The organism is Streptococcus sp. HMSC064D12 (assembly GCF_001837205.1).
In the GTDB taxonomy this organism is placed as follows: domain Bacteria; phylum Bacillota; class Bacilli; order Lactobacillales; family Streptococcaceae; genus Streptococcus; species Streptococcus salivarius_D.
The window spans coordinates 102,427-124,223 of sequence record NZ_KV831751.1; the positions used below are offsets into that span (position 1 = coordinate 102,427).

Annotated in this window: 26 protein-coding genes and 1 tRNA gene; 14 read left to right on the forward strand and 13 right to left on the reverse strand. The window is 37.9% G+C overall.

The features are described 5' to 3' along the window. Window positions 1-66 precede the first annotated feature (66 nt). Window positions 67-552 carry a helix-turn-helix transcriptional regulator gene (locus HMPREF2697_RS06685; RefSeq protein ID WP_003093519.1) on the reverse strand — a complete coding sequence of 162 codons (486 nt, stop codon included), beginning with the start codon at window positions 550-552 and terminating at the stop codon, window positions 67-69. Window positions 553-718: 166 nt separating this feature from the next. Here HMPREF2697_RS06685 and HMPREF2697_RS06690 point away from each other — a divergent pair, with 166 nt between their 5' ends. The 9 genes from HMPREF2697_RS06690 to HMPREF2697_RS06730 all read left to right on the forward strand — a co-directional run bounded on the left by HMPREF2697_RS06690 (window position 719) and on the right by HMPREF2697_RS06730 (window position 9,832). Next, window positions 719-901, forward strand: a complete 183-nt coding sequence (locus HMPREF2697_RS06690; protein ID WP_003094720.1) for a hypothetical protein — start codon at window positions 719-721, stop codon at window positions 899-901. 16 nt (window positions 902-917) lie between these two features. After that, on the forward strand, window positions 918-1,199 hold the full coding sequence (locus tag HMPREF2697_RS06695) for a hypothetical protein (RefSeq protein WP_070846960.1): 282 nt from the start codon (window positions 918-920) through the stop codon (window positions 1,197-1,199). Window positions 1,200-1,428: 229 nt separating this feature from the next. Further along, entirely contained in the window at window positions 1,429-1,704 is a 276-nt protein-coding gene (locus tag HMPREF2697_RS06700) for a transcriptional regulator (protein ID WP_070846958.1), read from the forward strand. Beyond that, complete coding sequence (locus tag HMPREF2697_RS06705; RefSeq protein WP_176745581.1) at window positions 1,694-2,164, forward strand: hypothetical protein; 471 nt, start codon at window positions 1,694-1,696, stop codon at window positions 2,162-2,164. Before HMPREF2697_RS06700 ends, HMPREF2697_RS06705 begins: the two co-directional genes overlap by 11 nt. Window positions 2,165-2,737: 573 nt before the next feature. After that, the gene (locus tag HMPREF2697_RS06710; RefSeq protein ID WP_070846954.1) at window positions 2,738-3,799 is read left to right on the forward strand and encodes an SPFH domain-containing protein; all 1,062 of its coding nucleotides are present in this window, start codon (window positions 2,738-2,740) and stop codon (window positions 3,797-3,799) included. 2 nt (window positions 3,800-3,801) lie between these two features. Then, window positions 3,802-4,401 (forward strand): DUF2207 domain-containing protein, encoded by a 600-nt coding sequence (locus tag HMPREF2697_RS06715; protein ID WP_070846952.1) that lies wholly within the window; start codon window positions 3,802-3,804, stop codon window positions 4,399-4,401. A gap of 320 nt (window positions 4,402-4,721) precedes the next feature. Beyond that, the gene (locus HMPREF2697_RS06720) at window positions 4,722-5,408 is read left to right on the forward strand and encodes a DUF3800 domain-containing protein (RefSeq protein WP_070846950.1); all 687 of its coding nucleotides are present in this window, start codon (window positions 4,722-4,724) and stop codon (window positions 5,406-5,408) included. 1,065 nt (window positions 5,409-6,473) lie between these two features. Continuing rightward, a complete protein-coding gene (locus tag HMPREF2697_RS06725; protein WP_013991060.1) occupies window positions 6,474-7,175 on the forward strand; it encodes an ABC transporter ATP-binding protein in 702 nt (233 codons plus the stop codon). Between the two features lie 14 nt (window positions 7,176-7,189). Beyond that, window positions 7,190-9,832 carry an FtsX-like permease family protein gene (locus HMPREF2697_RS06730; protein ID WP_070850075.1) on the forward strand — a complete coding sequence of 881 codons (2,643 nt, stop codon included), beginning with the start codon at window positions 7,190-7,192 and terminating at the stop codon, window positions 9,830-9,832. A gap of 50 nt (window positions 9,833-9,882) precedes the next feature. Here the strand turns inward: HMPREF2697_RS06730 and HMPREF2697_RS06735 are convergent, their stop codons facing one another. From HMPREF2697_RS06735 to HMPREF2697_RS06745, 3 genes are all read right to left on the reverse strand, one after another. Beyond that, window positions 9,883-10,611 (reverse strand): MerR family transcriptional regulator, encoded by a 729-nt coding sequence (locus tag HMPREF2697_RS06735; RefSeq protein WP_045001502.1) that lies wholly within the window; start codon window positions 10,609-10,611, stop codon window positions 9,883-9,885. A gap of 165 nt (window positions 10,612-10,776) precedes the next feature. Continuing rightward, a complete protein-coding gene (locus HMPREF2697_RS06740) occupies window positions 10,777-11,367 on the reverse strand; it encodes a 3'-5' exonuclease (RefSeq protein WP_070847145.1) in 591 nt (196 codons plus the stop codon). 48 nt (window positions 11,368-11,415) lie between these two features. Continuing rightward, entirely contained in the window at window positions 11,416-11,952 is a 537-nt protein-coding gene (locus HMPREF2697_RS06745) for a DUF536 domain-containing protein (RefSeq protein WP_002884601.1), read from the reverse strand. Window positions 11,953-12,154: 202 nt separating this feature from the next. On the opposite strand from HMPREF2697_RS06745, the gene HMPREF2697_RS10515 reads away from it, so the two are divergent. Both HMPREF2697_RS10515 and HMPREF2697_RS06755 read left to right on the forward strand, forming a co-directional pair. Beyond that, window positions 12,155-12,322, forward strand: a complete 168-nt coding sequence (locus tag HMPREF2697_RS10515; RefSeq protein ID WP_153300619.1) for a hypothetical protein — start codon at window positions 12,155-12,157, stop codon at window positions 12,320-12,322. A gap of 146 nt (window positions 12,323-12,468) precedes the next feature. Beyond that, window positions 12,469-12,828 carry a metal-sulfur cluster assembly factor gene (locus HMPREF2697_RS06755; protein WP_070850077.1) on the forward strand — a complete coding sequence of 120 codons (360 nt, stop codon included), beginning with the start codon at window positions 12,469-12,471 and terminating at the stop codon, window positions 12,826-12,828. Window positions 12,829-12,985: 157 nt separating this feature from the next. On the opposite strand, the gene ilvD is transcribed toward HMPREF2697_RS06755, so the two are convergent. Then, window positions 12,986-14,704, reverse strand: a complete 1,719-nt coding sequence (gene ilvD / locus HMPREF2697_RS06760; RefSeq protein ID WP_014632703.1) for a dihydroxy-acid dehydratase — start codon at window positions 14,702-14,704, stop codon at window positions 12,986-12,988. Window positions 14,705-14,816: 112 nt separating this feature from the next. Between ilvD and HMPREF2697_RS06765 the strand changes: the two genes are divergently transcribed. Next, the gene (locus HMPREF2697_RS06765) at window positions 14,817-15,998 is read left to right on the forward strand and encodes an aminoacetone oxidase (protein WP_049528392.1); all 1,182 of its coding nucleotides are present in this window, start codon (window positions 14,817-14,819) and stop codon (window positions 15,996-15,998) included. 71 nt (window positions 15,999-16,069) lie between these two features. Here HMPREF2697_RS06765 and HMPREF2697_RS06770 read toward each other — a convergent pair. The 5 genes from HMPREF2697_RS06770 to HMPREF2697_RS06790 all read right to left on the reverse strand — a co-directional run bounded on the left by HMPREF2697_RS06770 (window position 16,070) and on the right by HMPREF2697_RS06790 (window position 19,480). Beyond that, window positions 16,070-16,156 (reverse strand) — tRNA-Ser (locus HMPREF2697_RS06770). Between the two features lie 58 nt (window positions 16,157-16,214). After that, the gene (gene trmB, locus HMPREF2697_RS06775) at window positions 16,215-16,856 is read right to left on the reverse strand and encodes a tRNA (guanosine(46)-N7)-methyltransferase TrmB (RefSeq protein WP_003096317.1); all 642 of its coding nucleotides are present in this window, start codon (window positions 16,854-16,856) and stop codon (window positions 16,215-16,217) included. A gap of 9 nt (window positions 16,857-16,865) precedes the next feature. Next, the gene (gene ccrZ, locus HMPREF2697_RS06780) at window positions 16,866-17,657 is read right to left on the reverse strand and encodes a cell cycle regulator CcrZ (protein ID WP_002884270.1); all 792 of its coding nucleotides are present in this window, start codon (window positions 17,655-17,657) and stop codon (window positions 16,866-16,868) included. A 57-nt stretch (window positions 17,658-17,714) separates the two neighbouring features. Further along, the gene (locus HMPREF2697_RS06785; protein WP_373878954.1) at window positions 17,715-18,749 is read right to left on the reverse strand and encodes an ABC transporter permease; all 1,035 of its coding nucleotides are present in this window, start codon (window positions 18,747-18,749) and stop codon (window positions 17,715-17,717) included. Beyond that, window positions 18,749-19,480, reverse strand: a complete 732-nt coding sequence (locus HMPREF2697_RS06790; RefSeq protein ID WP_045769070.1) for an ABC transporter ATP-binding protein — start codon at window positions 19,478-19,480, stop codon at window positions 18,749-18,751. Before HMPREF2697_RS06790 ends, HMPREF2697_RS06785 begins: the two co-directional genes overlap by 1 nt. A 64-nt stretch (window positions 19,481-19,544) precedes the next feature. Between HMPREF2697_RS06790 and HMPREF2697_RS06795 the strand changes: the two genes are divergently transcribed. Beyond that, window positions 19,545-19,964, forward strand: coding sequence for an HIT family protein (locus HMPREF2697_RS06795; RefSeq protein WP_045769069.1), 420 nt, complete (start codon window positions 19,545-19,547; stop codon window positions 19,962-19,964). Next, the gene (locus tag HMPREF2697_RS06800; protein WP_045769068.1) at window positions 19,961-20,260 is read left to right on the forward strand and encodes a hypothetical protein; all 300 of its coding nucleotides are present in this window, start codon (window positions 19,961-19,963) and stop codon (window positions 20,258-20,260) included. Before HMPREF2697_RS06795 ends, HMPREF2697_RS06800 begins: the two co-directional genes overlap by 4 nt. A gap of 179 nt (window positions 20,261-20,439) precedes the next feature. On the opposite strand, the gene HMPREF2697_RS10520 is transcribed toward HMPREF2697_RS06800, so the two are convergent. The 3 genes from HMPREF2697_RS10520 to HMPREF2697_RS06810 all read right to left on the reverse strand — a co-directional run bounded on the left by HMPREF2697_RS10520 (window position 20,440) and on the right by HMPREF2697_RS06810 (window position 21,790). Beyond that, the gene (locus HMPREF2697_RS10520; protein ID WP_002884708.1) at window positions 20,440-20,607 is read right to left on the reverse strand and encodes a hypothetical protein; all 168 of its coding nucleotides are present in this window, start codon (window positions 20,605-20,607) and stop codon (window positions 20,440-20,442) included. 17 nt (window positions 20,608-20,624) lie between these two features. Next, complete coding sequence (locus HMPREF2697_RS06805; protein ID WP_227834281.1) at window positions 20,625-21,089, reverse strand: hypothetical protein; 465 nt, start codon at window positions 21,087-21,089, stop codon at window positions 20,625-20,627. Window positions 21,090-21,181: 92 nt separating this feature from the next. After that, entirely contained in the window at window positions 21,182-21,790 is a 609-nt protein-coding gene (locus tag HMPREF2697_RS06810; protein ID WP_002884297.1) for a DUF4230 domain-containing protein, read from the reverse strand. Window positions 21,791-21,797 lie beyond the last annotated feature (7 nt).

A 21,797-nucleotide genomic window follows, 5' to 3' on the forward strand; every position in this document is an offset into this window, starting at 1 on the left:
CATGATAAACCTTTCTAAACATCAGCAGGCAAGCTAGTTTAAGGTTTATATAATAGCTAGATTTTATTATCTAGTATTGGATAATCTACCAATTAAATCTAGAACTAATGATTTATCACTCTCTGACAGAATAGCGAAATGCAATAAGAGTTTTTCCTCATCAGTGTTCTGAAGGCTAACCACAGCATTCCGTAATGAAGCTAATTCGCTATAATCAGGTTCAGGTGAGTTTGAATCCTCTATGTAATTTTTTTCGATAATTGGGATACTCTCTTCACCAACTACCTCAATTATTCTTTCTAAAAATTTATTATCAAGAATTCCATTTTCATTATCAATCTCAACTTCGAATTTATTCTTATAATTACTAAATCCAAGGAGGTAAGGAACAGATACTTCAAAATACTTTGCGAGTTGTTCAGCTTTTGTAGACTTTATATCTGTGAGACCTTTTTCCCATCTAAGTATAGTCTTTTCAGAAACATTAAAGATTTTAGCAAGTTCATTTTGTGATAAACCTATGCTTTGTCTCAATTTTTTAAGATTATTCATCAAATCACCTCTCTATTTGGTACATATTATACCATAAAATGTCTTTTACGGACAAAAAAAGTCCTTTTATGTTCAAAAAAATCTTGACAATGGACAAAAAACGTACTATACTTTTCTCGTGTTCGGACATAAAATGTCTGGATTCAAAGAGAGGAGGTGAAGCTATATGCTAATTTCTGAAAATATGGCAGTTACTGTACGCAAAAAAAGAGCAGTTGAATGTTTGACGAAAACACAGCTTGCAAGTGTACTAAATGTTGACCGTAGAACTCTTGCTAAAATTGAGCAAGGTAACTATGATACGTCAAAACGGATTTATCATTCTGTTATGGAATGGTTAGTAGATTAAGAGGAGGAGTTTTACATTGTATTTTAAAGAAGAGAGAGAAACAGTTATATTATTTTCTGAACAAGAGAATTCTTGGAGCATTCAAACTAATGTTAGAAAGCATATCAACAAGTTTCTTAAAAAAGAGGATTATTTTGAGTGGATTGAAAAGGAGGAGGAGGATGGCAAGGTAATCTCTATTGTTGCAAAGCTTTCTGATTTGGAGAGATTTGCATTTAACCCCTCTATAAAAGTTAGAAAACGGTTATCTAGTAAAGAAAAAAGTGATTTAGTTAATCGTTTAAAATCGAATAATTAATAAAAGTTACTCTAGAAATAGGTGAAATTTAGGATTATATAGTTAATATCCTAATTACCTTATAGAAAGAGGGTTGTCAATCTATATCGTTCAGAAAATTGGACAAAAAAAAGTCATTACTTATTCAGTGAGACATAAGTAATGACAGCTCTAGAATTAGATTATAGCAAATAACGTATTATAACAACAGCAGGCAAGCTATTATAAGATAAAAATATAAGGAGGTAGTATGTTTACTTTAAGTAGAGAAAGCGAAATAGAAATCAAAGTAACTATACTTGAGTTGGTTTCTACATTTTTAGATAACTATGAAACTCACAAAAGTACATTGGGATTAATGTCACCTAAACAAGTACAAGAAGAGTTGCAAATAGGACGTAAAACTTTAACAGAATGGGAAAAAGCAGGTTTAAAAAGATACAAGCCACCTATAGTTGATAGTCGAAAGATTTACTACAAAAAAACTGATATTTTACAATTTTTGGGAGGGTATTATGGGAAATAGGAGAATGATGAGCAAAACAATCACAGCTTCACAACGTTTTTTAACTTTACCAATAGAAGCACAGGTTTTGTACTTCCATATGTTACAACATACTGATGATGATGGTATCACAGAGGCCTTCCCTCATCTCAGACTTTTGAGCTTGGGGGAGGATATCTTAGATTTACTTGAGAAGTCTCGCTTTATTAGGAAATTAAATAATGAACTGGTTTATTATGTGGTTGATTTCAGAGAGCAGAATAGTATTGATGGTAGAAGGTATCATCCAAGTATCTATCATAACCTCCTTGCAGAAACTGAGTGTTCAAGTTCTAACACTAACTCTGAAAAGTCATGTAACTTGCATAGCAATGACGTGGCTAATATAAATAAAGATAATAAAATTCAAAATAAGAGTAAGAAAAAGCAAGATGATACAAGTGAAACTAGTTTTAAGATAAAATTTAGTAATGCTAAATGAGTTTTCAAAACTAAAAACAATATATTTTATCTGTACCTTTATGTAGCTCTCATGTCTAAGCAGTAGAATTTATGAAAATAATAAACTACAGGTTGTGCAATGGTTCAAAATATAAACAGCTCTACTTATTTGATAGGTAGGGTTGTTATTTCATTATTGAATACTTCTAAAAAATTTTGCTTTGAGATGATTTGATACAGCTACAAGGAATTGTAGTTCTCTAACTATACCATGCATTTAATAGATAGTATTACATCTACGATAAATTTTCTTATGATAGTTTCTGTTCAAGTTATAATTATCATAAACAAATATAGATTGCTTTATTCATCTTACTTTTATCCTTTAGTTAATTATAATATCAGTGGAGTTAGAATAGGAACTTTTTTACATAATATTCTATTTATAGAACTTTTGTGCTATAATATTTCTGTCATATAAATCGAATTATTAGACAATACAAGATTATGCTATTGTTGAGAACTTTTATATTTTGATAGAATAGCATAATATGGCTTATATAAAAGGTTTTTAGTGTATGGTTGTATAAATTAATTTTGGAGGAATTTTAATTTGGCTTTAATTGATGTTGTAAAATACAATGGTGGTCCAAATGTATTTGCTTGGAAATTTCCAAGTGATGAGCTTAGTACCTTTACACAACTGATTGTGAATGAGTCTCAAGAAGCTATCTTAGTGAAAGATGGACAATTTGCAGACATTTTTAAAGCAGGAAGGTATAGACTGACAACAGCAAACATTCCAATTCTTAATAATATTATCAATCTTCCTTTTGGTGGAGAGTCACCATTTAAGGCAGAGGTTTGGTATGTTAATAAGGCTTATAGCCTAGATATTAAGTGGGGTACTCCTTCACCTATTCAACTACAAGACCCTAAATTTGGTATCTTTGCTCCAGTCAGAGCTAATGGTATTTTTGGTATTAGAATCACAGATTCAGAAAAGTTTTTAAGAAAATTTGTTGGAACGTTGTCGGTATTCAATGCTACGAATGTTACTAATTTTTTTAGAGGAGTTTATGTTACTAAAGTAAAGGATACTATTGCCTCATATCTTGTAAAGAAAAATGTTGGTATTTTGGAAATAAATGCTCATTTGAATGATTTGTCAAACTTCCTAAAGGCTGACCTTCATCCTTTCTTGGAGGACTACGGTATTAGTTTAATCAGTTTCTATATTAATGATATCAGTGTTCCAGAGATTGATGAAGGAGTTAAGCAATTAAAATCAGCGCTTTCAAAACGTGCCGAGATGAATCTTTTAGGATATGATTATCATCAAGAACGCTCATTTGATACATTGGAGGGTGCTGCTAAAAACACAGGTTCAGATGCAAGTTCTATTATGGGTGCAGGCTTAGGAATGGCAATGGGTGTAGGTCTTGGTGGAAATATGGTAAATAACTTTGCAAGCCTTTCTCAAACTCTCAATTCTCAGGTAGATAATCAAACGACTAAGAATTGTATTAGATGTCATACACCTTTACAAATTGAAGCTAAATTTTGCCTAGAATGTGGGCAAAAACAAGATTTATCATGTCCTCAATGTCAGCAAAAAGTTGAACTGGGAATGAAATTCTGTTCAAACTGTGGACAAAATCTACAAGGAGGATAAAAATGCTAGATGATTTGAAAAATAAAGTAACAGAAGTAACAGGTAATATGAAAGACTTGGGGCAGTCTCTTGGATTTAATCTTTTTTCTAAAGAAAAGGCAGATATGCTCTTAAAAGTTCAAAAAAAATATGAATCGAGAAATCTAAAAGGCATATTCGCAATTATTGGTGGTTTGATTATATTTTGGGGACTAAGTGTTTTAGCTATAGCATTTAATTGGATTACTATTCTTATAAGTATAGTATTTACTGTAGTTGGATTGGTATTGATAATTATTGAACTTACAAGAATGCCAATGTATAAACGTTTACCGAATTATTTTGCTTGTATTGCTGATAGTAAAAATGGTTCATTGGATGCTATTTCGGCATCACTTGGTTATCCATATGAGACTGTAGTTTCAGATATTGAATTTCTTATTAACCGAGGAATTTTGGAGAAGACATACATCAATCACTCTAGACGTCTAATTACTTCACCATTAATTGGAGAAGTAATTTTACAAGATGCAAGGCGCGTGCTCTGTCCTAACTGTGGTGCTACTAATGAGATTATTGGTCAAACAAAAGAATGTGATTTTTGTGGAACGGTATTGCAGTGAAACAATAGTTGTTATATCTCTTTTTTATGAATCATAACTATATATCTGAAAATTTTGTAGCTACCGTTATAACAACTTTGCAAATGAATTTTGGTAATCCTATCAATATCTAAAGAAAACAGTACCTTTACTAGTGTACTGTTTTTTACATGCTAATTTATGAAAGATTAGAGAGTTTGAGGATAATAGAAAAGATAAATAGGATGAGAAACAAAAAGTTACAAGCTATAGAAAATAAAACAAATCATGTTTTTTAGATTATATTTTGGTGGATTGCTGTGATATAATTAGCTTTATAGATAAAAGACGAGGACAAGTAATTGAAAAAAATTTCAATTTTTATAGATGATTCAGGAGTATTTCACTCCAACCATAATTATTTTGTTTATGCAGGTTTTTGTTTTATTTCTGATGAAGATAAGATATCTGCTAAAAAACGCTATCGTTCCCTTAATACTAAAATAAAACAGTCTAAAGGTATTGAGGGGGAACTAAAAGCTTCAAAAATTGAGAGGAAGCATAAAGATGCTCTTTTTAAGGTTCTCAAAGGTGAAATTAGCTTTTCTGTGACAGTGGAATTATCAAGTATTCAATCAAGTATAATGATGGATAAAAAATCACGTCAGCGCTTTAAGGACTATGCTCTCAAAAGAGTAGTAAAAAACTTATTTAAAAAATTAATAGAGCAAGAAATAATTAGTAAGAATGATGATATTGAACTGTTTGTGAACATTGACCAGCAAGGTTTTGCTACTAATGGTTTATACGGACTGGGAGATGGTATCTTAGAAGAATTGAAGTATGGTATCACTAATTTCAATTATGGAACATATTACCCTCCAATTTTAGAGGGAAAATTTATGGTTCATACTAAATCATGTGTATCTGAAAATGATTACTTAATACAGGCTGCAGATATCTTAGCTAATAGAATATGGAACTCTTATGAGAAACAGAAGAGTAAACTAAGGCGGATACCTAATCATATTTTTTTATATTTACCGTAGTTTTTGCTTGAAAAAGTAATAGGTATTGCGTATAATACAATTACAGGTATATGTACACTGTTCAAACATCTGAACTGTGATTAAAGCAATTAAGCGTATGTTAAGTACGTCGCACTCAGATGGGAAAGCACCGTGAGGTGCTTTTTTTGTTAATGAATTATTTAGGAACTTAACAATAAAAACATTGTAGCTGTAATGAAAAAGTTGATTCAATATATATTACTGGAATCCATAATTATAGGGTAAAATATCTACAAAAAAGCACCTAGAAAGGTACTGATTTCTTGCCTGCTAAACTCATTGAAATATGTCCAAATTTGTTCCCCTTTTTGTGGAACAACTAAGGAGCTTTAATGATTGTTAGGGTACTTATATTTGACATAAAAGCTTATGTAATAAGGATTAAGGACACCAAAGATGAATATAAGTAATCGTTTTTAAGTAATACAACAAAAGTATTTATAAAACACCTCCCAATAAACAACTCATTCTAAAAATGCGCACCTCTCATTTAGATATCTAATTTTAAGGTATTTACAACTTCTTTAAAAATAACTAACACACAAAAAATGATTACGAAAAGGCCGCTATTTCCCCATGAATAAATTAACCCATATAGAAAATGTATCTTCCAAATGCAAAAAAAATATCCATCTTCTGGATATATCCATGCTCGAAACTATGAAAAACTCTTTACTCATCATCAACTCTGACGCAAAGGCAGATTCCCTCTGACACCCCCTATGGTGAAACATTTACCGACCTAAACTCTTCAATAATTATGGAAATTTGAAAAAATAGCAAATCTACTCAGTAAAAGACTAAAAATAGCCTAACTTTATAACTATTCCACCAAATCTCCACCTCACTCAAAGCTCATCTAGAATAGGTTTTTCTCATGTGTAAGCACTTCGCTCAAATTTCTGTCACATGTAAGAAAGTCTTATCGTCTTTTAAACCTTTTTTTGCTACAAAACCTAGATATTCCAAGGAAAATCCGTTACAATAGAGTACGGAAAGATAGGTAATTATCAGCATCATTATTTTCATATGAAAGGGAAATTCATGGCTTATATTCAAATGAAGCATAGCTATAAACGCTATAAAACCGGTGATCTGGAAATTATCGCAAACAACGACGTAAGCTTTGATATTGAAAAAGGGGAGCTTGTCGTCATTCTCGGTGCCTCTGGTGCAGGGAAATCAACCGTTCTTAACATCTTGGGTGGTATGGACACCAATGACGAAGGCCGCGTCATTATTGATGGTAAGGATATCTCTGAATACACAGCTAAAGAACTGACAACCTATCGTCGTGAGGACGTTGGCTTTGTGTTCCAATTTTACAACTTAGTTTCAAACCTTACGGCCAGGGAAAACGTCGAACTAGCATCCGAAATCGTTCCAAGCGCTAAAGATGCTACTCAAACACTCGTCGAAGTCGGTTTGGGAGACCGCTTAGACAACTTCCCATCACAACTATCTGGTGGGGAGCAACAGCGTGTTGCCATTGCACGCGCCGTTGCCAAAAATCCAAAGATCCTTCTTTGTGATGAACCAACAGGGGCTCTGGATTATCAAACAGGGAAACAAATCCTGACCCTCCTTCAAGAAATGGCTCGCAAACAGGAAACAACTGTTATTATCGTGACCCATAATGCTTCTCTAGCTCCAATTGCCGATCGTGTCATTCGAATGCACGATGCCAAGATTAAGAGTGTGGAACTTAATCCTAATCCACAAAAAATCGAGGACTTGGAATACTAGAAAGGAGCACCGTCATGAAAAAAACAACTTATTGGAAAGATGTTTGGCGAACCTTTGTAGCTTCTAAAGGGCGTATGCTCTCTATTGCCTTGCTTATGGCACTGGGATCCTTTGCCTTGATTGGTCTTAAAGTAACTTCTCCTAATATGAAAAAAACTGGGGAACACTTCTTCAAGACGCATCAAACCGCTGACTTGAGCTTAATCAGTACTTACAGTATCAACCAAACCGATCAGGACCTTCTCAATTCGATTAAGAAAAAGAATGTAGACATCGAGTATGGTTATTTCAAAGATGCTGTTATCAAGGGGACGAATACGGCATTTCGTATTTTCTCTAAACCTAAGAAAATCTCTACTTACGACCTTATTGAGGGGAAACTTCCTACTAAGGACGGGGAAATCGCTCTTTCCTCAACTTATAAAGAAGAATATAGCGTCGGAGATAAGATTAACTTTTCTGAGCCAGTAGATAGCTCAGGGCAAAAACAATTAAAGGAACAAACATATACCATTACTGGTTTTGTTAATTCCTCTGAACTTCTCTCTAGGAACCGCCTTGGTAATGCCAGTGCTGGTACGGGGAAACTGGATGGCTACGCCATTGTTCCAGAGACGGACTTCACCTCTAATGATTACATGATTGCCCGCATCCGCTACAAGGATTTGGAAAATGTTAGTCCTTTTAGTGAGAAATACGCAAATAAGATTTCTGAACGAAAGGCTGAACTCAAGGAACTCTTTAAAGACGAACCTGAGAAACGCCTCGCTGAAATCAAGTCACAGTCTCAAGCTCAAATTACTCAAGCTAAACAAGAGCTTGAAACAGCACTCGCACAGACCCAGCAAATGGCTACAAGCAACCCAGCCGAAGCCGCTAGCGTCAAAGAAGCTACTACCAAAATTGAAGCCAAGCAAAAAGAACTCGAAGAAAGTCAAGCAATGGTTGATAATTTACCAGCGCCTAGCTATCAATTCTACTCTCGTCGTGAGATTCCGGGTTCTGAGGGATATGTTGCTTATGAAAGTAATATTAACATCATTCACGATGTGAGTAACATCTTCCCTGTCGCTCTCTACTTTATGGCAGCTTTGGTTACCTTTGTAACTATGGGACGCTTTGTTGAAGAAGAACGTGGTAAGGCTGGTATTTTCAACGCCCTGGGCTACAGTAGTCCGAGAATTATCCATAAATTCGTCATTTATGGTTTGATAACGAGTATTACTGGTACAACCGCAGGTGTTATTACCGGTCATACACTACTTCCGATTCTAATCCACAATACTTATAAGAGCGATTTGCAGCTTCCTGCTTTCGAGTTGCACTTCTACCTAGGACTTACCCTTGTGGCCTTCCTTTTAGGTCTCTTATCTGCTGTGCTACCTGCCTTTGCGGTTGCCAAGAAAGAGCTCTGGGAAAAACCTTCCCAACTCCTCCTTCCAAAACCACCTCGTGCAGGAGCTAAGATTGTCCTAGAACGCATCACACCTCTTTGGAAACGTCTCAGCTTTACGGAAAAAGTTACCATGCGTAATATTTTCCGCTATAAGCAACGGATGTTTATGACCCTCTTTGGTGTCGCAGGTTCTATTGCACTGCTCTTCGCAGGTTTAGGCATTCGATCTTCTGTATCTAACCTTAACCAGCAACAGTTTGAAGACATCATTCACTATGATATGATTGTTGCCAAGCAACCAAATACGTCAAGTGCTTTGGATGAGGAACTCACCAAACTCCTCGATAGTAAAGACGTTAAAGAATACTTGAATGTCCATTTTGAAACCTTGCAAAAAATTGCCGGTAGCAACAAGGACGCTCAGGAAATCTCAACCCTTGTCTTTAATGACCGTGACGATAAACTCGTTGATAGTTACGTTAGCTTGCATGACCGAGACCGTAATAAGACTCTCAAGCTATCTAATGACGGAGCTATTATCTCTGAAAAAATGGCAAAACTCCTAAACCTCAAGGTTGGAGATACCATTACTGTGCAAAACAGTCAGGATGAGTCTGTCAAGATTAAGATAGCTGGTATCACTGAAATGTACATGGGGCATTTCCTCTTTATGAATGCTAGCTACTACCAAAAAGCTTTTGGGACACCTTCAGTGAATAATGCCAACCTTATTACTCTCGCTGAACCAACTAAGCAAAATGTTGAAAATATGGCAGCCAAATTCATCAACTTACCTAATGTTTATGGCGTTGTTCAAAACAACAACCTTAAACTGCAAATCAGCACTATGGTCAATTCATTGACACAAGTTATTGGTATCTTGATTACGGTTTCCATTCTCCTTGCTGTGGTTGTTCTCCATAACCTCACTAACATCAACGTTTCAGAACGTATCCACGAGCTTTCAACCGTTAAGGTTCTTGGTTTCTACAATAACGAAGTATCCCTCTACATCTATCGTGAAACCATTTACCTTTCAATCATCGGTATCTTCGTAGGGTTCGGTCTTGGACAGGCACTTCACCATTATATGGTAAGCATCATTCCTCCAGATCGTATCATGTTTGATCCATCTCTCGGATTGGCTACCTACCTTTTACCAGCTGTCCTTATCGGCATAATCCTTATTATCCTTGGCTTCGTCATCAACAAACGTCTTGCCAAACTTAATATGCTTGAAGCCCTAAGCTCAGTTGAATAAGCTAAAAACGCCTGAGAAGTAATTCTCAAGCGTTTTTTATGTTCGATAACCTATTTTGTTTTAGTCTTAGCCAACTCCAGACAGTAGGTTTTCACATGACAATGAGGACAAGTCAGCTTACGAGTCCTTGGTGTATGTCCAGCAATGGCAAATTCTTTAAAACTTGGATCAAAGATCCTATGACAATTAGGACAGAGGTATTCAACCTGCTTTCTATAATGATATACCAATAGATTTATGGCTATTAAAAATGTCGGACAGACAACAAACAAACCTCTGGGATCCTTAAAATAATAAATGACAACCAGTAGGCCCATCAGATAAAGAAGGGAGGTTAGAATGACACTCCCATACATTCTCAACTGCAAATGACGCCATGATTTTTGATTTTCCATAAGACGTGAAATGTCTGATAAATCTTCCAGCGAAAGTTGATGTCGTTTAGCAGTTGCTTTTTGCAAGTGACGGGCACGTTTTAGTTTGACCTCTATTTCCTCTGAAGACTTTTCCAAGCTTTCAATTTGGTCTGTCAATAAAAGCTCTAAAACCTGTTCCCTATTCTCCTCTTGCAAGAGTTTCTTGATTTGATTAATTGAGAAATCCAAATCTCTTAAGAAACAAATGACTTGTAGGCGTTCCAAGTCTGATTCGTGATAGATTCTCCGACCACCCTCTGTGACTTCAGATGGCGTCAAGATCCCTCGTTGATCATAGTACTGGACAGTCCTAACAGACACTTCTGCTGCTTTAGCCAACTCTCCTGTTGAAAACTGCGACATCTCAGTCACCTCCTTTTAAGATTTTCTATCAAAGGAGGTCTTTCACCACCTTTGATACCTAGATTCTACCTTATAACGCAAGGTAATATGCAAGCCCTAACCCTAGAGGATTTTCTTTTCTTACAGAAAAAGTTGGCTATCACTCTTTACAACTCTTGTAAAGCTTTAGTCGAAAAGGCCGCCCAAACCTAAAGCCGCAAAAGGATTGTTACTGACTTCTTCCTGTTGCTCCAGAAGCTTGGCATTCTCATCTAATTCGAGAAACTTCTCGTAAATCTGAGCAGTCATCCGAGCATCCTCCAAACTGTTATGACCATGTCCCTTAATTCCAAAGAAATCCGCCACACTGGTTAGCTTGAGGTTGACAATACCATTTAAATCCGAAGCACGACGGTCAAAAGCCTCATCAAAAACATCTAAAGCATATTGCTCTTCCAAGTCCAAACCATTTTCCGACAAAATAGGCAAGTCTGACTTAAGGGCATTGTAGCCGATAAGTGGAGTGTCACCAACAAATGATTTAAAGTCCGTCAGAACGGACTCTAGCATTGGTGCCTTGGCAATCTTGTCCGCTGTAATTCCCGTCAAACCATTGATAAAGGACTGCAAAGGAACATCCGAATAGACGAAAGAATCAAACTGGCCCACTTCCTTGTGCTGGTCCATCTTAACGGCCGATACTTGGATAATATGGCTAACCCCATCCACTGTGTTGAACTCCAAATCAAAGGCAATATAAGTTTCTAAATTTTCCATTTTATCTCCTATAATAGTTAAAGCTGAGACTGAGTCCCAGCTTCTTTTTTATTTTCCAAATAGACGTCCAAAGAAACCTTTTTTAGAAGCTTCTTCTTGTTTGGTCTGGATTTCTTCCACTTGGGCCTTGGCTTCGTCAACCTCAACCTTAGCCTCATCGAGTTCCAGTTTAAGCTCTTCCTTGTCTTTCATAGCAGTCAAAGTCAATTGTTGCTGTTGATCAATTTGCTTGTCCTTTTCAGCGATTTGAACGTCTTTGACACGCAATTGATCATCCATGTTAGACAACTGCTCATCCTTAGCCTTCAACTGAGCATAAAGACGGGCAATCTCAGAGTTTTTCTCGTCTACAAGAATCTCTAACAACTCACGTTGCTTTGTTTCTTCATCGATTGGCTCATCGTCAAAGATGGTTTTCTTGTAGATTTCCTCCAACTTAATCAAGCCACTGCGTTTAACGACAGTAACCCCTTTAGCGTTTTTTTCTAAATCTTCTTCTGGAAGTTGTTTGACACGATTATTGACTGCTTGACGACTAACGCCAAGGATTTCAGCAATCTCGCTGACTGTCTTTTCAATACTCATAATAGCCTCATTTTCTCTTGAAATGTCTCACTATGAGAATATCACAATCACTCCTTTCTGTCAATTTGACTAGTTATTCTGGATATCTGAAGGGCTCTTTTTAAGTCCCTTTTTCCTTTCACTCTTCAAACAATTTACTTGATAGGAAGCTAAGCTTTTGGTAAACTATGTGTGGGTATAAATGTATATAGAAGGAAAGTCTTTGACTAAAACAATCGGTACTTCCAAATTGGGTTTGGTCGGTATCAGATCTGTTGTATCTAGGAATGGTGAGAACAATTCCACAAGGTTTGGGATTTTCATTCTTGCTCCAATTATGGGTGGCATTCGAGCAACCTTGGTTGCAAAACTGCTTGATATTGAAGCATAAATCACATTATCTTCAACGGTTTGACTGTTGGAGTTTTTTTATTGTCAATCCACTCGCTCACTAAAGTCTCATATTGCCATCCGAGATTGAAAAAAGCCCTAAATTATGCCATAATAAACAAAAGCAAAATAGAAAGAATGAGTCCTATGAAAAACTTCCGTGATGATATTAAGGTCAATTATTTGGCCCAGCCCTTCTTAGAGCCAATCGTTGAACAAATGACCACTGTATTCGACCCTGAGATTGAGCTAGACATTTACAACCTTGGTTTGATTTATGAAATCACCGTCGATGAAAATGGCCACTGCTACTTCCTTATGACCTTTACTGATACTGGTTGTGGCTGTGAAGAGACTATGCCTTATGAAATCGCTGAAAAGCTAAAATCCATTGACGGCATTAACTCTGTCAAGGTGGAAACCACTTATTCACCAGTCTGGAAGATGACACGTATCAGTCGTTATGGACGCATTGCCCTTGGTATCTCACCTCGAAGCGGAAAATAAAAGGAAAACCGATTGGACATTTCCAACCGGTTTTTTTGAGGCTAACAGCAGATAGACGATCACTTTTTCATGATGCTGCCATCAACTGTCTCAGGATTTAACACCAAAAAATCACATCGAACAAATGTCCGGTGTGATTTTATTTTATATCATGTAATTAGGCTTTACCTGATTTATCCATGTTCCAGAAGTCGGTAACGGCACCACGAGATGCTGAAGAAACGATGTGAGCATACTTACCGAGGACACCACGGCTATAAAGTGGTGGCAACTCAGTCTCAGCTTTACGTTTCGCCAACTCTTCGTCTGAAACGTGCATAGTAATTTCTTTAGTATCTTGGTCAACTGTAACCATATCACCTGTACGGAGGTAAGCAATAGGTCCACCAACCTGAGCTTCAGGAGCAATGTGACCAACAACGAGTCCGTAAGTACCACCTGAGAAACGTCCGTCTGTCAAGAGGGCAACTTTGTCCCCTTGACCCTTACCAACGATCATTGATGATAATGACAACATTTCTGGCATACCAGGACCACCCTTAGGACCTACAAAACGTACAACAACTACGTCGCCATCAACGATTTCATCAGAAAGAACGGCTTCGATGGCATCTTCTTCTGAGTCAAATACTTTAGCAGGACCAGTGATGTTACGAACTTTAACCCCTGATACTTTGGCAACCGCACCTTCTGGAGCCAAGTTACCTTTCAAGATAATCAATGGACCATCAGCACGTTTAGGATTTTCAAGCGGCATGATGACTTTTTGACCTGGTGTCAAATCATCGAAGGCCTCCAAGTTTTCTGCAACGGTCTTACCAGTACATGTGATACGATCACCGTGAAGGAAACCATTCTTAAGAAGGTATTTCATAACGGCTGGCACACCACCGACGTTGTAAAGGTCTTGGAAGACATATTGACCTGAAGGTTTCAAGTCAGCCAAGTGAGGCACACGCTCTTGGAAATCGTTGAAATCTTCAAGTGTCAAATCAACGTTAGCGGCGTGAGCAATAGCGAGCAAGTGAAGTGTCGCATTTGTTGAACCACCAAGTGCCATTGTGACAGTGATGGCATCTTCAAAGGCTTCACGTGTCAAGATGTCTGATGGCTTAAGACCTAGTTCAAGCATCTTAACAACCGCACGACCTGCTTCTTCGATATCTGCTTTTTTCTCAGCTGATTCTGCAGGGTGAGATGATGATCCTGGAAGACTCATCCCCATTACTTCGATTGCTGTCGCCATTGTATTGGCAGTATACATACCACCACAACCACCGGGGCCAGGGCAGGCATTACATTCAAGCTCTTTAACCTCTTCGGCAGTCATATCACCGTGGTTCCATTTACCGATACCTTCGAAAACAGAAACCAAGTCGATATCCTTACCGTTAAGATTACCTGGTGCAATGGTACCACCATAGGCAAAAATCGCTGGAATATCCATGTTAGCAATGGCAATCATAGAACCAGGCATGTTCTTATCACATCCACCGATAGCAACAAAGGCATCGACGTTGTGACCACCCATAGCTGCTTCGATTGAGTCAGCAATGATATCACGAGATGTCAATGAGAAACGCATCCCTGGTGTCCCCATAGCAATACCATCAGCAACGGTAATCGTACCAAATTGAACTGGCCAAGCACCCGCGTCTTTAACACCTTCTTTGGCAATTTGACCAAAACCGTGCAAGTGGATATTACATGGTGTGTTCTCAGCCCAAGTTGAGATAACCCCAACAATAGGCTTTTCAAAACTATCATCCGTCATCCCAGTCGCACGAAGCATGGCACGGTTAGGTGATTTAACCATGCTATCGTAGACAGATGAACGGTGTTTCATGTTATTTTCAGACACGATATTTTCCTCCATAGTTAATAACTATTCTAATTTAGACTTCTACTCCTATTCTAACATAAATTGTCTAAAAAAACTGACCATTTACCAACTATTCTCCCTTTTTAAATTATGCTAAAATAAAGGCATGAAACATTTTGATACTATCGTTATTGGTGGGGGACCTGCTGGCATGATGGCGACCATCGCCTCAGCCTTCTATGGCCAACAAACCCTCCTAATTGAAAAAAACAAACGTCTCGGAAAGAAGCTGGCTGGTACTGGCGGTGGACGTTGTAATGTTACTAACAACGGGACTTTAGACGATCTTCTAGCAGGCATTCCTGGTAATGGACGTTTCCTCTATAGCGTCTTTTCACAATTTGATAACCACGATATCATTGCTTTTTTCGAGGACAATGGTGTCAAACTCAAGGTTGAGGATCACGGACGTGTCTTCCCTAAGACAGATAAATCACGGACCATCATCCAAGCTCTAGAAAATAAAATTCAGGAACTGGGTGCTAGTATCCTTACCAATACAGAAGTTGTCTCTGTCAAAAAGGTTGATGAGCAATTCCAAGTTAAGTCTTCAGACCAGACTTTTACCAGTGATAAGCTCATCGTCACAACTGGAGGAAAATCTTACCCATCGACTGGTTCAACTGGTTTTGGACATGATATTGCCCGCCATTTTAAACTCCATGTCACTGATCTTGAAGCTGCGGAAAGTCCACTCCTAACCGACTTTCCCCACAAGGCTTTGCAGGGAATTTCTCTTGACGATGTCACTCTGTCCTATGGCAAACACAAGATTACTCACGACCTTCTCTTCACCCATTTTGGCCTATCTGGACCAGCCGCCCTACGTCTTTCTAGCTTTGTTAAGGGTGGTGAGATCGCTCATCTGGACTTTCTTCCCAACCAAAGCCAAGAAAATCTCAAGACTTACTTTGAGGAAAACCGTGAGAAATCTGTCAAAAACACCCTCAAAGCGCTTGTGCCTGAGCGTGTTGCTGAATTCCTAGCAGAAGATAAGGCTGATAGCAAGGTTAAACAACTGCACCCCAAAGACTTGGAAAATATTATCAGTCAGCTTAAGGACATGGAAATTCCAATCACAGGTAAAATGTCACTTGCCAAATCCTTTGTGACTAAAGGTGGCGTTGACCTTAAGGAAATTAATCCCAAGACCCTAGAAAGTAAAAAAGTCCCTCACCTACACTTTGCAGGAGAGGTCCTTGACATCAATGCCCATACCGGCGGTTTTAATATCACTAGCGCCCTCTGTACTGGTTGGGTAGCAGGTATCCAGAGCCCTTGGGACTAGGAAGATTTTTCAATTAACGACAACAAAAAGGTCCCTTCTGTCATAGAAGGGACCTTTTGTCTATTTCTCAAAGGAGAGGAGGGGATTCGAACCCCCGAGCCCCGTTAAGGACTACACGCTTTCCAAGCGTGCGCACTCGGCCTCTATGCGACCTCTCCACAACAAACGATTAGTCTATTAATGGCTAATCGTTATTTTTTATCAAGTTTTCAAGAGTTAATCTTTAAACTGAGCCTCTACTCGGTAGATGACCTGCCCTTTTTCCGAGAACTTACGCTCGTATTCAGTCATGACGTTGCCTTCATAATCACTGGCATGAAGGTCCAACCAAACTTTGTTGAGAACCATTCCATACTGTGAAAAGCTCGCCAAACTGTATTCGAAAAGTCCACGATTGTCTGTCTTAAAGTGAATCTCTCCATTTTCAGGCAAAATTTGCTTATAAGTATCTAGGAAAGTCTTATAAGTCAAACGACGTTTCTCGTGGCGGCTCTTAGGCCATGGATCTGAGAAATTCAGATACATCATATCCACTTCGCCATCTTCAAAATAATTGGTCAAGGCTGAACCATCCACGCGCAAGAGTTTGACATTTTCAGCACCCGAAGCCAAAACCTTATCCAAGGCGTAGCTCAATACAGACAGCTGAATATCAATACCAATGTAGTTGATGTCAGGGTTTTGTTGGGCCATTCCAGTAATGAAGGCCCCTTTACCAGATCCTACCTCGATATGGATAGGATTGTCATTACCAAAAAGCTCATGCCACTTACCTTTAGCAGCCTCCGGCTCAAGGATAACGTACTGAGGATGGTTAGCTAGGTGTTCCTCTGCACCTTTACGTTTTCTAACTCGCATGTCTACTTTCTAATATCTGTGCAAGGTCTCTCTGAATTTACGAAGTTCATAAATCTCTCGGTTGGCATGTTCCATATCACGGCTATCAAAGAATTTTGAAATCTGTGTCAAATATGAAAACTGCCCATACCAGTAAATCTTGTCCATCACGAGGTCGTTGTTCTTATAGCCATAGTATGACAACCACTGTGGCCAATGTGCCAATGGGATATAATGGCTGAGGATCTGCGCCACATCATACATACGATCTGTTAGACGTACAGAATCCCAATCAACCAAATAAATCAATCCTGAGGTTGTGATGACAAAGTTACTATGACGAGCATCTCCATGAACAATTGTTGCAATCTCCGCACGAAACTCTGGAAGATGACGTTTCAAATCTCTAACAACGTCTTGAAGGAAGCCATTCTCACGCAATTGGTAAGCAGCGTTTTCCTCCCACTCGTGTAGAAGATCAAAAGGATTTTCAATATGATAATCCAACTGCAAGAGTTGATTAACCAAGTGTTTAGAGCGGTGCAAATTACCAAGAATTTGGATAATCTGTTTACTGTTCATGTCATGTTTGGTCAAAATACGACCATCAAGCCACTCCTGTGCACTCATCATGTCACCATTTCCCAGACGCTTAGCCCACAAGAGCTGCGGTGCAATCTGTTCCTTGGCAAGAGCTGCCAAGATTGGTGTTGTATTCATCTTCACAAAGACGCGATCTCCGTTTGGGTAAGTTCCCATATAGGCCTTACCACTATTTCCTTTGAGAGGAGTCAGGCTCAAATCTTTATCTGTTGATGTCACCTAGGCATCTCCTTTTTCTTTAGTCATTCGTTTCTATTTTAACTTATTTAATAGGTGTTAGTCAATCATCTTCTTAAGCTTGGCTGGTAGGTAAACAAGGCTCAGAACTAGCATCATTCCAACCAAAATCAGACTAAACTTAAGGTCGAAGAGACAAATAGCCTGTACCAAAGTCAGTACAAGTACAATCTGGCTAATCAAGCGCTTAAGATTGCTTACCTGCATGTCTTTTCCAACTGGCATAAGGTTAGCCATTCTCTGATAAGCAAAGTGCGATTTAAGTGCCGTGAGCTGAAAGAGCAAGAGGTAGTCAAAAACAACCACAAGCACCATAGCCAACCATTTTTCAGGAACCAAAAAGATAACTAGAAGCGTTAAAGCAAAAAGTCGTAGGCTAAGGGCAAAGTAATCTCCAGAACGCAAGAAGGCCCTTAGGTAAAGATTGTACCAGGTATGTTCCTTGTCTTTCTTTGTACGTTTGAGAATACCATCCAAATAGGCACGGCGTTTAACACTCGACGTAATTCCCTTAACATTGGTAAAGAGTGAAAAGAACTTCAGAATCGATTGTTGACGCTTATTTTCCGCTGCAATAGCCTCAGTCCAATTCAGGCCAGACTGCTTATAAAAAGGTTGAGCCTTTTTCTGAAAAATGAAGTACTTAAGAATAGCCATAGCCACAGCTACAAGGATAACTCCCCAAACTGGAAGTCCCAAGGCTAAAAAGAGAGGAATAACCAAAATAAAAATCAGGCTTTGTACGATTACCCAAAATCTAAAAGCACGCCCTGTTGCCTTCTTAACATGGTCTAGCACTTCTTCTTCCTTCACCAAAAGGTAATGCTTATCAGCCGGCTCTATATAAGTCGCAATATTCCCCCAGAAAGGTAATAAAAGACAAAGCACAAGCAAACCAAGAATGATTGCCCACGGATTCTTTGGAAAATGTCGAAGCAACTGGCTATACTGGACCAAGACAAAGCCTAGCAGAAAGAGAAGAACCAAGATAAAATGATCATTAAAAACGTAGCGACTATACTTTGCACAGCGGGCATTGAATCGCTTGCTACGCTCCTTAAATAGCTTAGCTATCATGACAATTCTCCCTTAGTTAACTGCATGTAAATATCGTTAAGACTGGCACTACTGTCACCAAATTTCTGACGGAGCTCTTCAAGGGTCCCCTGTGCCAAGACTTGACCGTGATGCAAGATGACAAAACGGTCACACATTTTTTCAGCCGAATCCAAAACGTGAGTCGACATGAGAATCGCCTTACCATTCGCTTTTTCCTCAGCCAAAAGCTCAATTAAGTCGGAGATTGCCAAGGGGTCCAAGCCCAAGAAGGGTTCATCAACAATGAAAAGACTTGGGTTCACAATAACGGCACAGATAATCATGACCTTCTGCTTCATTCCCTTTGAAAACTGAGTCGGGAACCAGTCCAATTTTTCATCTAATCGAAAGAGTTTGAGGTACTTGTCCGCACGTGCCATCCCCTCAGTCACATCAAGACCATAGGCCATCAACACCGTTTCCAAATGTTCACGAAGCGTCAACTCTTCATAGAGACTTGGCGTTTCAGGAATATAGCCAATCTTCTGACGATAGCTAGCTGGATCTTGTTGAATAGTTAACCCATCAATGGCAATCTGTCCCCCATAAGGTGTTAAGAGACCAATAATCTCGTTAATTGTTGTTGATTTCCCAGCACCATTAAGACCAATGAGACCAACCAATTCACCATCAGCCACCTCAAAAGTCACATCTTTTAGGACGGGAATATTAGCGTAACCACCCGTCACCTTTTCTAATTTAAGCATTATCTTTTCTCTCTTTGGTATGATATAATCTATTATAACAAAAACTCATGGAAAGGTCGTTATTATGGATAATTGTATTTTCTGTAAAATTATATCTGGAGAAATCCCTTCATCAAAAGTCTACGAGGACGACAAGGTTCTAGCCTTCCTCGATATTTCACAAGCTACAAAAGGACATACCTTGGTTATTCCTAAAGAGCACGTTCGTAACATCTTAGAAATGTCTGCTGAGACTGCTGAGACTGTCTTTAGTCGTGTTCCAAAAATTGCTCGTGCCGTGCAAAAAGCAACTGCAGCAATCGGCATGAATATCCTTAATAACAACGAAGAAGTTGCTGGACAAACCGTCTTCCATGCTCATATTCATCTCGTTCCTCGTTACGGTGCAGACGATGGTATCCACATGGGATTTGACGAACACGAACCAGACTTCGCTGCCCTGGCTAGCCTTGCTGACAGCATCGCTAAAGAGGTAACAGAATGAAAATCGGACGCTTTCTAGCTCTTGGAACTCTTGCCTACGGTGCCTACTACGCCTATAAACGACGTGAAGACATCAAAGAGGAAATCCTAGACCTCAACCAATCACGAGAAAATATCTCTCACGATCTGGACAATATCAAACGCAACCTCGACATCATCAAGGAACAAAACCTTGTTCTCGCTGACATCAAACAAGACCTCAACTATAAAACACGCGTCTTCAAAAAAGACCTCGAACCCCGACTCAACATCATCCAAGAACGCTTGCAAAAGTATCAAGGTGATGATAAAGAATAAAGGTAAGTAGTTTGTGCTACTTACCTTTTTTATCAATGATGAAAACTTATAAAAAGTTTATGGATTGTGTAATAGTCACTCAATGTTCCTTTTTTCACAACAGAAAGTTCCATTCAATAATAAAAGGCACCACTAATCAGATTAAAGAGAACACTACTAAACCTATTTTCATATAATTACTATTTCTTTTTTAAAGCATTAATAATAGAACGTGTTGCTGATTTCGTTAAGCCTTGATTTTTAGGATGTGTCCTTAAATAGGAATAGACTTTGGTACCAGTATCTGAACGTGTGCAACCATTTGTATTAACAATCTTATTACTTAACAGTTTATCCAATAAATCCATTCTGCATCTCCTCACAATTAGTAATTAAAATTTATACTAAATGAATTCATTGTATCATAGTTACCATTCTGTATATTAGCAGTCCACCCAATATTTTCACCGCTCTTCATTTTATGCTTATAATAGTTTGCATCTTTTGCTTTTTCGTCTGATTCCTCAACTTTCTGTCCTGGATTAACTGCAACAAATTCTGATATAGATACTGACTGCTTTCCTTTCGGATCGATACTAGATTTTGACGAACTAAATGGTGTTGCTTCAATACTATTGTTAATTACAAAAGTTGATTTAATATTAATTTCTTTATCCGTTAAGTTATCAATAATAATATTTCCACCAGTTCTTGTTATTTTAATATTTTTATCACTATATAGTTCTTCCGTTTTTGCTACTGTTTTTTTCGAACCCATAATACTTGGTCCTACTTTTGACGTATTATTGCCATTAGTAGAATTTTCATTCGAAGAATCTCTAATAGCCAAAAAAATATTAACAATGTAAATATAAATCCAAAAACCGCAAATACATAAACGCTAACATAAAAAATTTACTTTAACATATCTTTTCCTCACCTTTATTTTTGAGTTTCAATTGTCACTTTTGCCTCGTGGTCCAAAGATTTAATCATTGTAGAGTAGTACTTCTCGGCTGACTCCTTTAATAATTTTTTATTGTCCTTTATAAAACCTTGTTGTTCCTTATTTGAAAAACCTTCTGCAACAGCCTCACCAGTATCTATGTCTTTAGTCGAATAACTAAGAATCCCTCCACTAGTATCGTAGAGTGTATAAGGTTTGTCTTTATCTAATTCAACACCAATAACTTCAAATTTGGGTAATGTAACTTGATAATTATGATTACCATTATCTTTAATGGTTACATCATTCTTAATACCGAATTTTGCCGTATAATTTAGAATAATGAGTGCTTTCTTTTCTGAACCAGGTATTACAAAGTTACTACCAAATAACTTTGTATTATTTTCTATTGACTTAACTTTTTGAATAGATGCATTGAGTAAAACTAACTCACTGACCTTTTCCAAAGATTTTACATTTACTATGATTTCTGTCTTTGGTTTTTGATTACCAGATGACTCACTCCCTTTATATACGCTAAGAAAAATGAATCCTACGACAATCACTAATAAAATCGCTAAAATACCATATATTATCTTTTTCATACTTTTT

Excerpts from the sequence above, each read along its gene's own strand:
- HMPREF2697_RS06685 (WP_003093519.1), bottom strand. The coding sequence starts at position 552 with ATGAATAATCTTAAAAAATTGAGACAAAGCATAGGTTTATCACAAAAT.
- HMPREF2697_RS06690 (WP_003094720.1), top strand. The coding sequence starts at position 719 with ATGCTAATTTCTGAAAATATGGCAGTTACTGTACGCAAAAAAAGAGCA.
- HMPREF2697_RS06700 (WP_070846958.1), top strand. The coding sequence starts at position 1,429 with ATGTTTACTTTAAGTAGAGAAAGCGAAATAGAAATCAAAGTAACTATA.
- HMPREF2697_RS06705 (WP_176745581.1), top strand. The coding sequence starts at position 1,694 with ATGGGAAATAGGAGAATGATGAGCAAAACAATCACAGCTTCACAACGT.
- HMPREF2697_RS06715 (WP_070846952.1), top strand. The coding sequence starts at position 3,802 with ATGCTAGATGATTTGAAAAATAAAGTAACAGAAGTAACAGGTAATATG.
- HMPREF2697_RS06725 (WP_013991060.1), top strand. The coding sequence starts at position 6,474 with ATGGCTTATATTCAAATGAAGCATAGCTATAAACGCTATAAAACCGGT.
- HMPREF2697_RS06730 (WP_070850075.1), top strand. The coding sequence starts at position 7,190 with ATGAAAAAAACAACTTATTGGAAAGATGTTTGGCGAACCTTTGTAGCT.
- HMPREF2697_RS06735 (WP_045001502.1), bottom strand. The coding sequence starts at position 10,611 with ATGTCGCAGTTTTCAACAGGAGAGTTGGCTAAAGCAGCAGAAGTGTCT.
- HMPREF2697_RS06740 (WP_070847145.1), bottom strand. The coding sequence starts at position 11,367 with ATGGAAAATTTAGAAACTTATATTGCCTTTGATTTGGAGTTCAACACA.
- HMPREF2697_RS06745 (WP_002884601.1), bottom strand. The coding sequence starts at position 11,952 with ATGAGTATTGAAAAGACAGTCAGCGAGATTGCTGAAATCCTTGGCGTT.
- HMPREF2697_RS06755 (WP_070850077.1), top strand. The coding sequence starts at position 12,469 with ATGAAAAACTTCCGTGATGATATTAAGGTCAATTATTTGGCCCAGCCC.
- ilvD (WP_014632703.1), bottom strand. The coding sequence starts at position 14,704 with ATGGAGGAAAATATCGTGTCTGAAAATAACATGAAACACCGTTCATCT.
- HMPREF2697_RS06765 (WP_049528392.1), top strand. The coding sequence starts at position 14,817 with ATGAAACATTTTGATACTATCGTTATTGGTGGGGGACCTGCTGGCATG.
- trmB (WP_003096317.1), bottom strand. The coding sequence starts at position 16,856 with ATGCGAGTTAGAAAACGTAAAGGTGCAGAGGAACACCTAGCTAACCAT.
- HMPREF2697_RS06790 (WP_045769070.1), bottom strand. The coding sequence starts at position 19,480 with ATGCTTAAATTAGAAAAGGTGACGGGTGGTTACGCTAATATTCCCGTC.
- HMPREF2697_RS06795 (WP_045769069.1), top strand. The coding sequence starts at position 19,545 with ATGGATAATTGTATTTTCTGTAAAATTATATCTGGAGAAATCCCTTCA.
- HMPREF2697_RS06800 (WP_045769068.1), top strand. The coding sequence starts at position 19,961 with ATGAAAATCGGACGCTTTCTAGCTCTTGGAACTCTTGCCTACGGTGCC.
- HMPREF2697_RS10520 (WP_002884708.1), bottom strand. The coding sequence starts at position 20,607 with ATGGATTTATTGGATAAACTGTTAAGTAATAAGATTGTTAATACAAAT.
- HMPREF2697_RS06810 (WP_002884297.1), bottom strand. The coding sequence starts at position 21,790 with ATGAAAAAGATAATATATGGTATTTTAGCGATTTTATTAGTGATTGTC.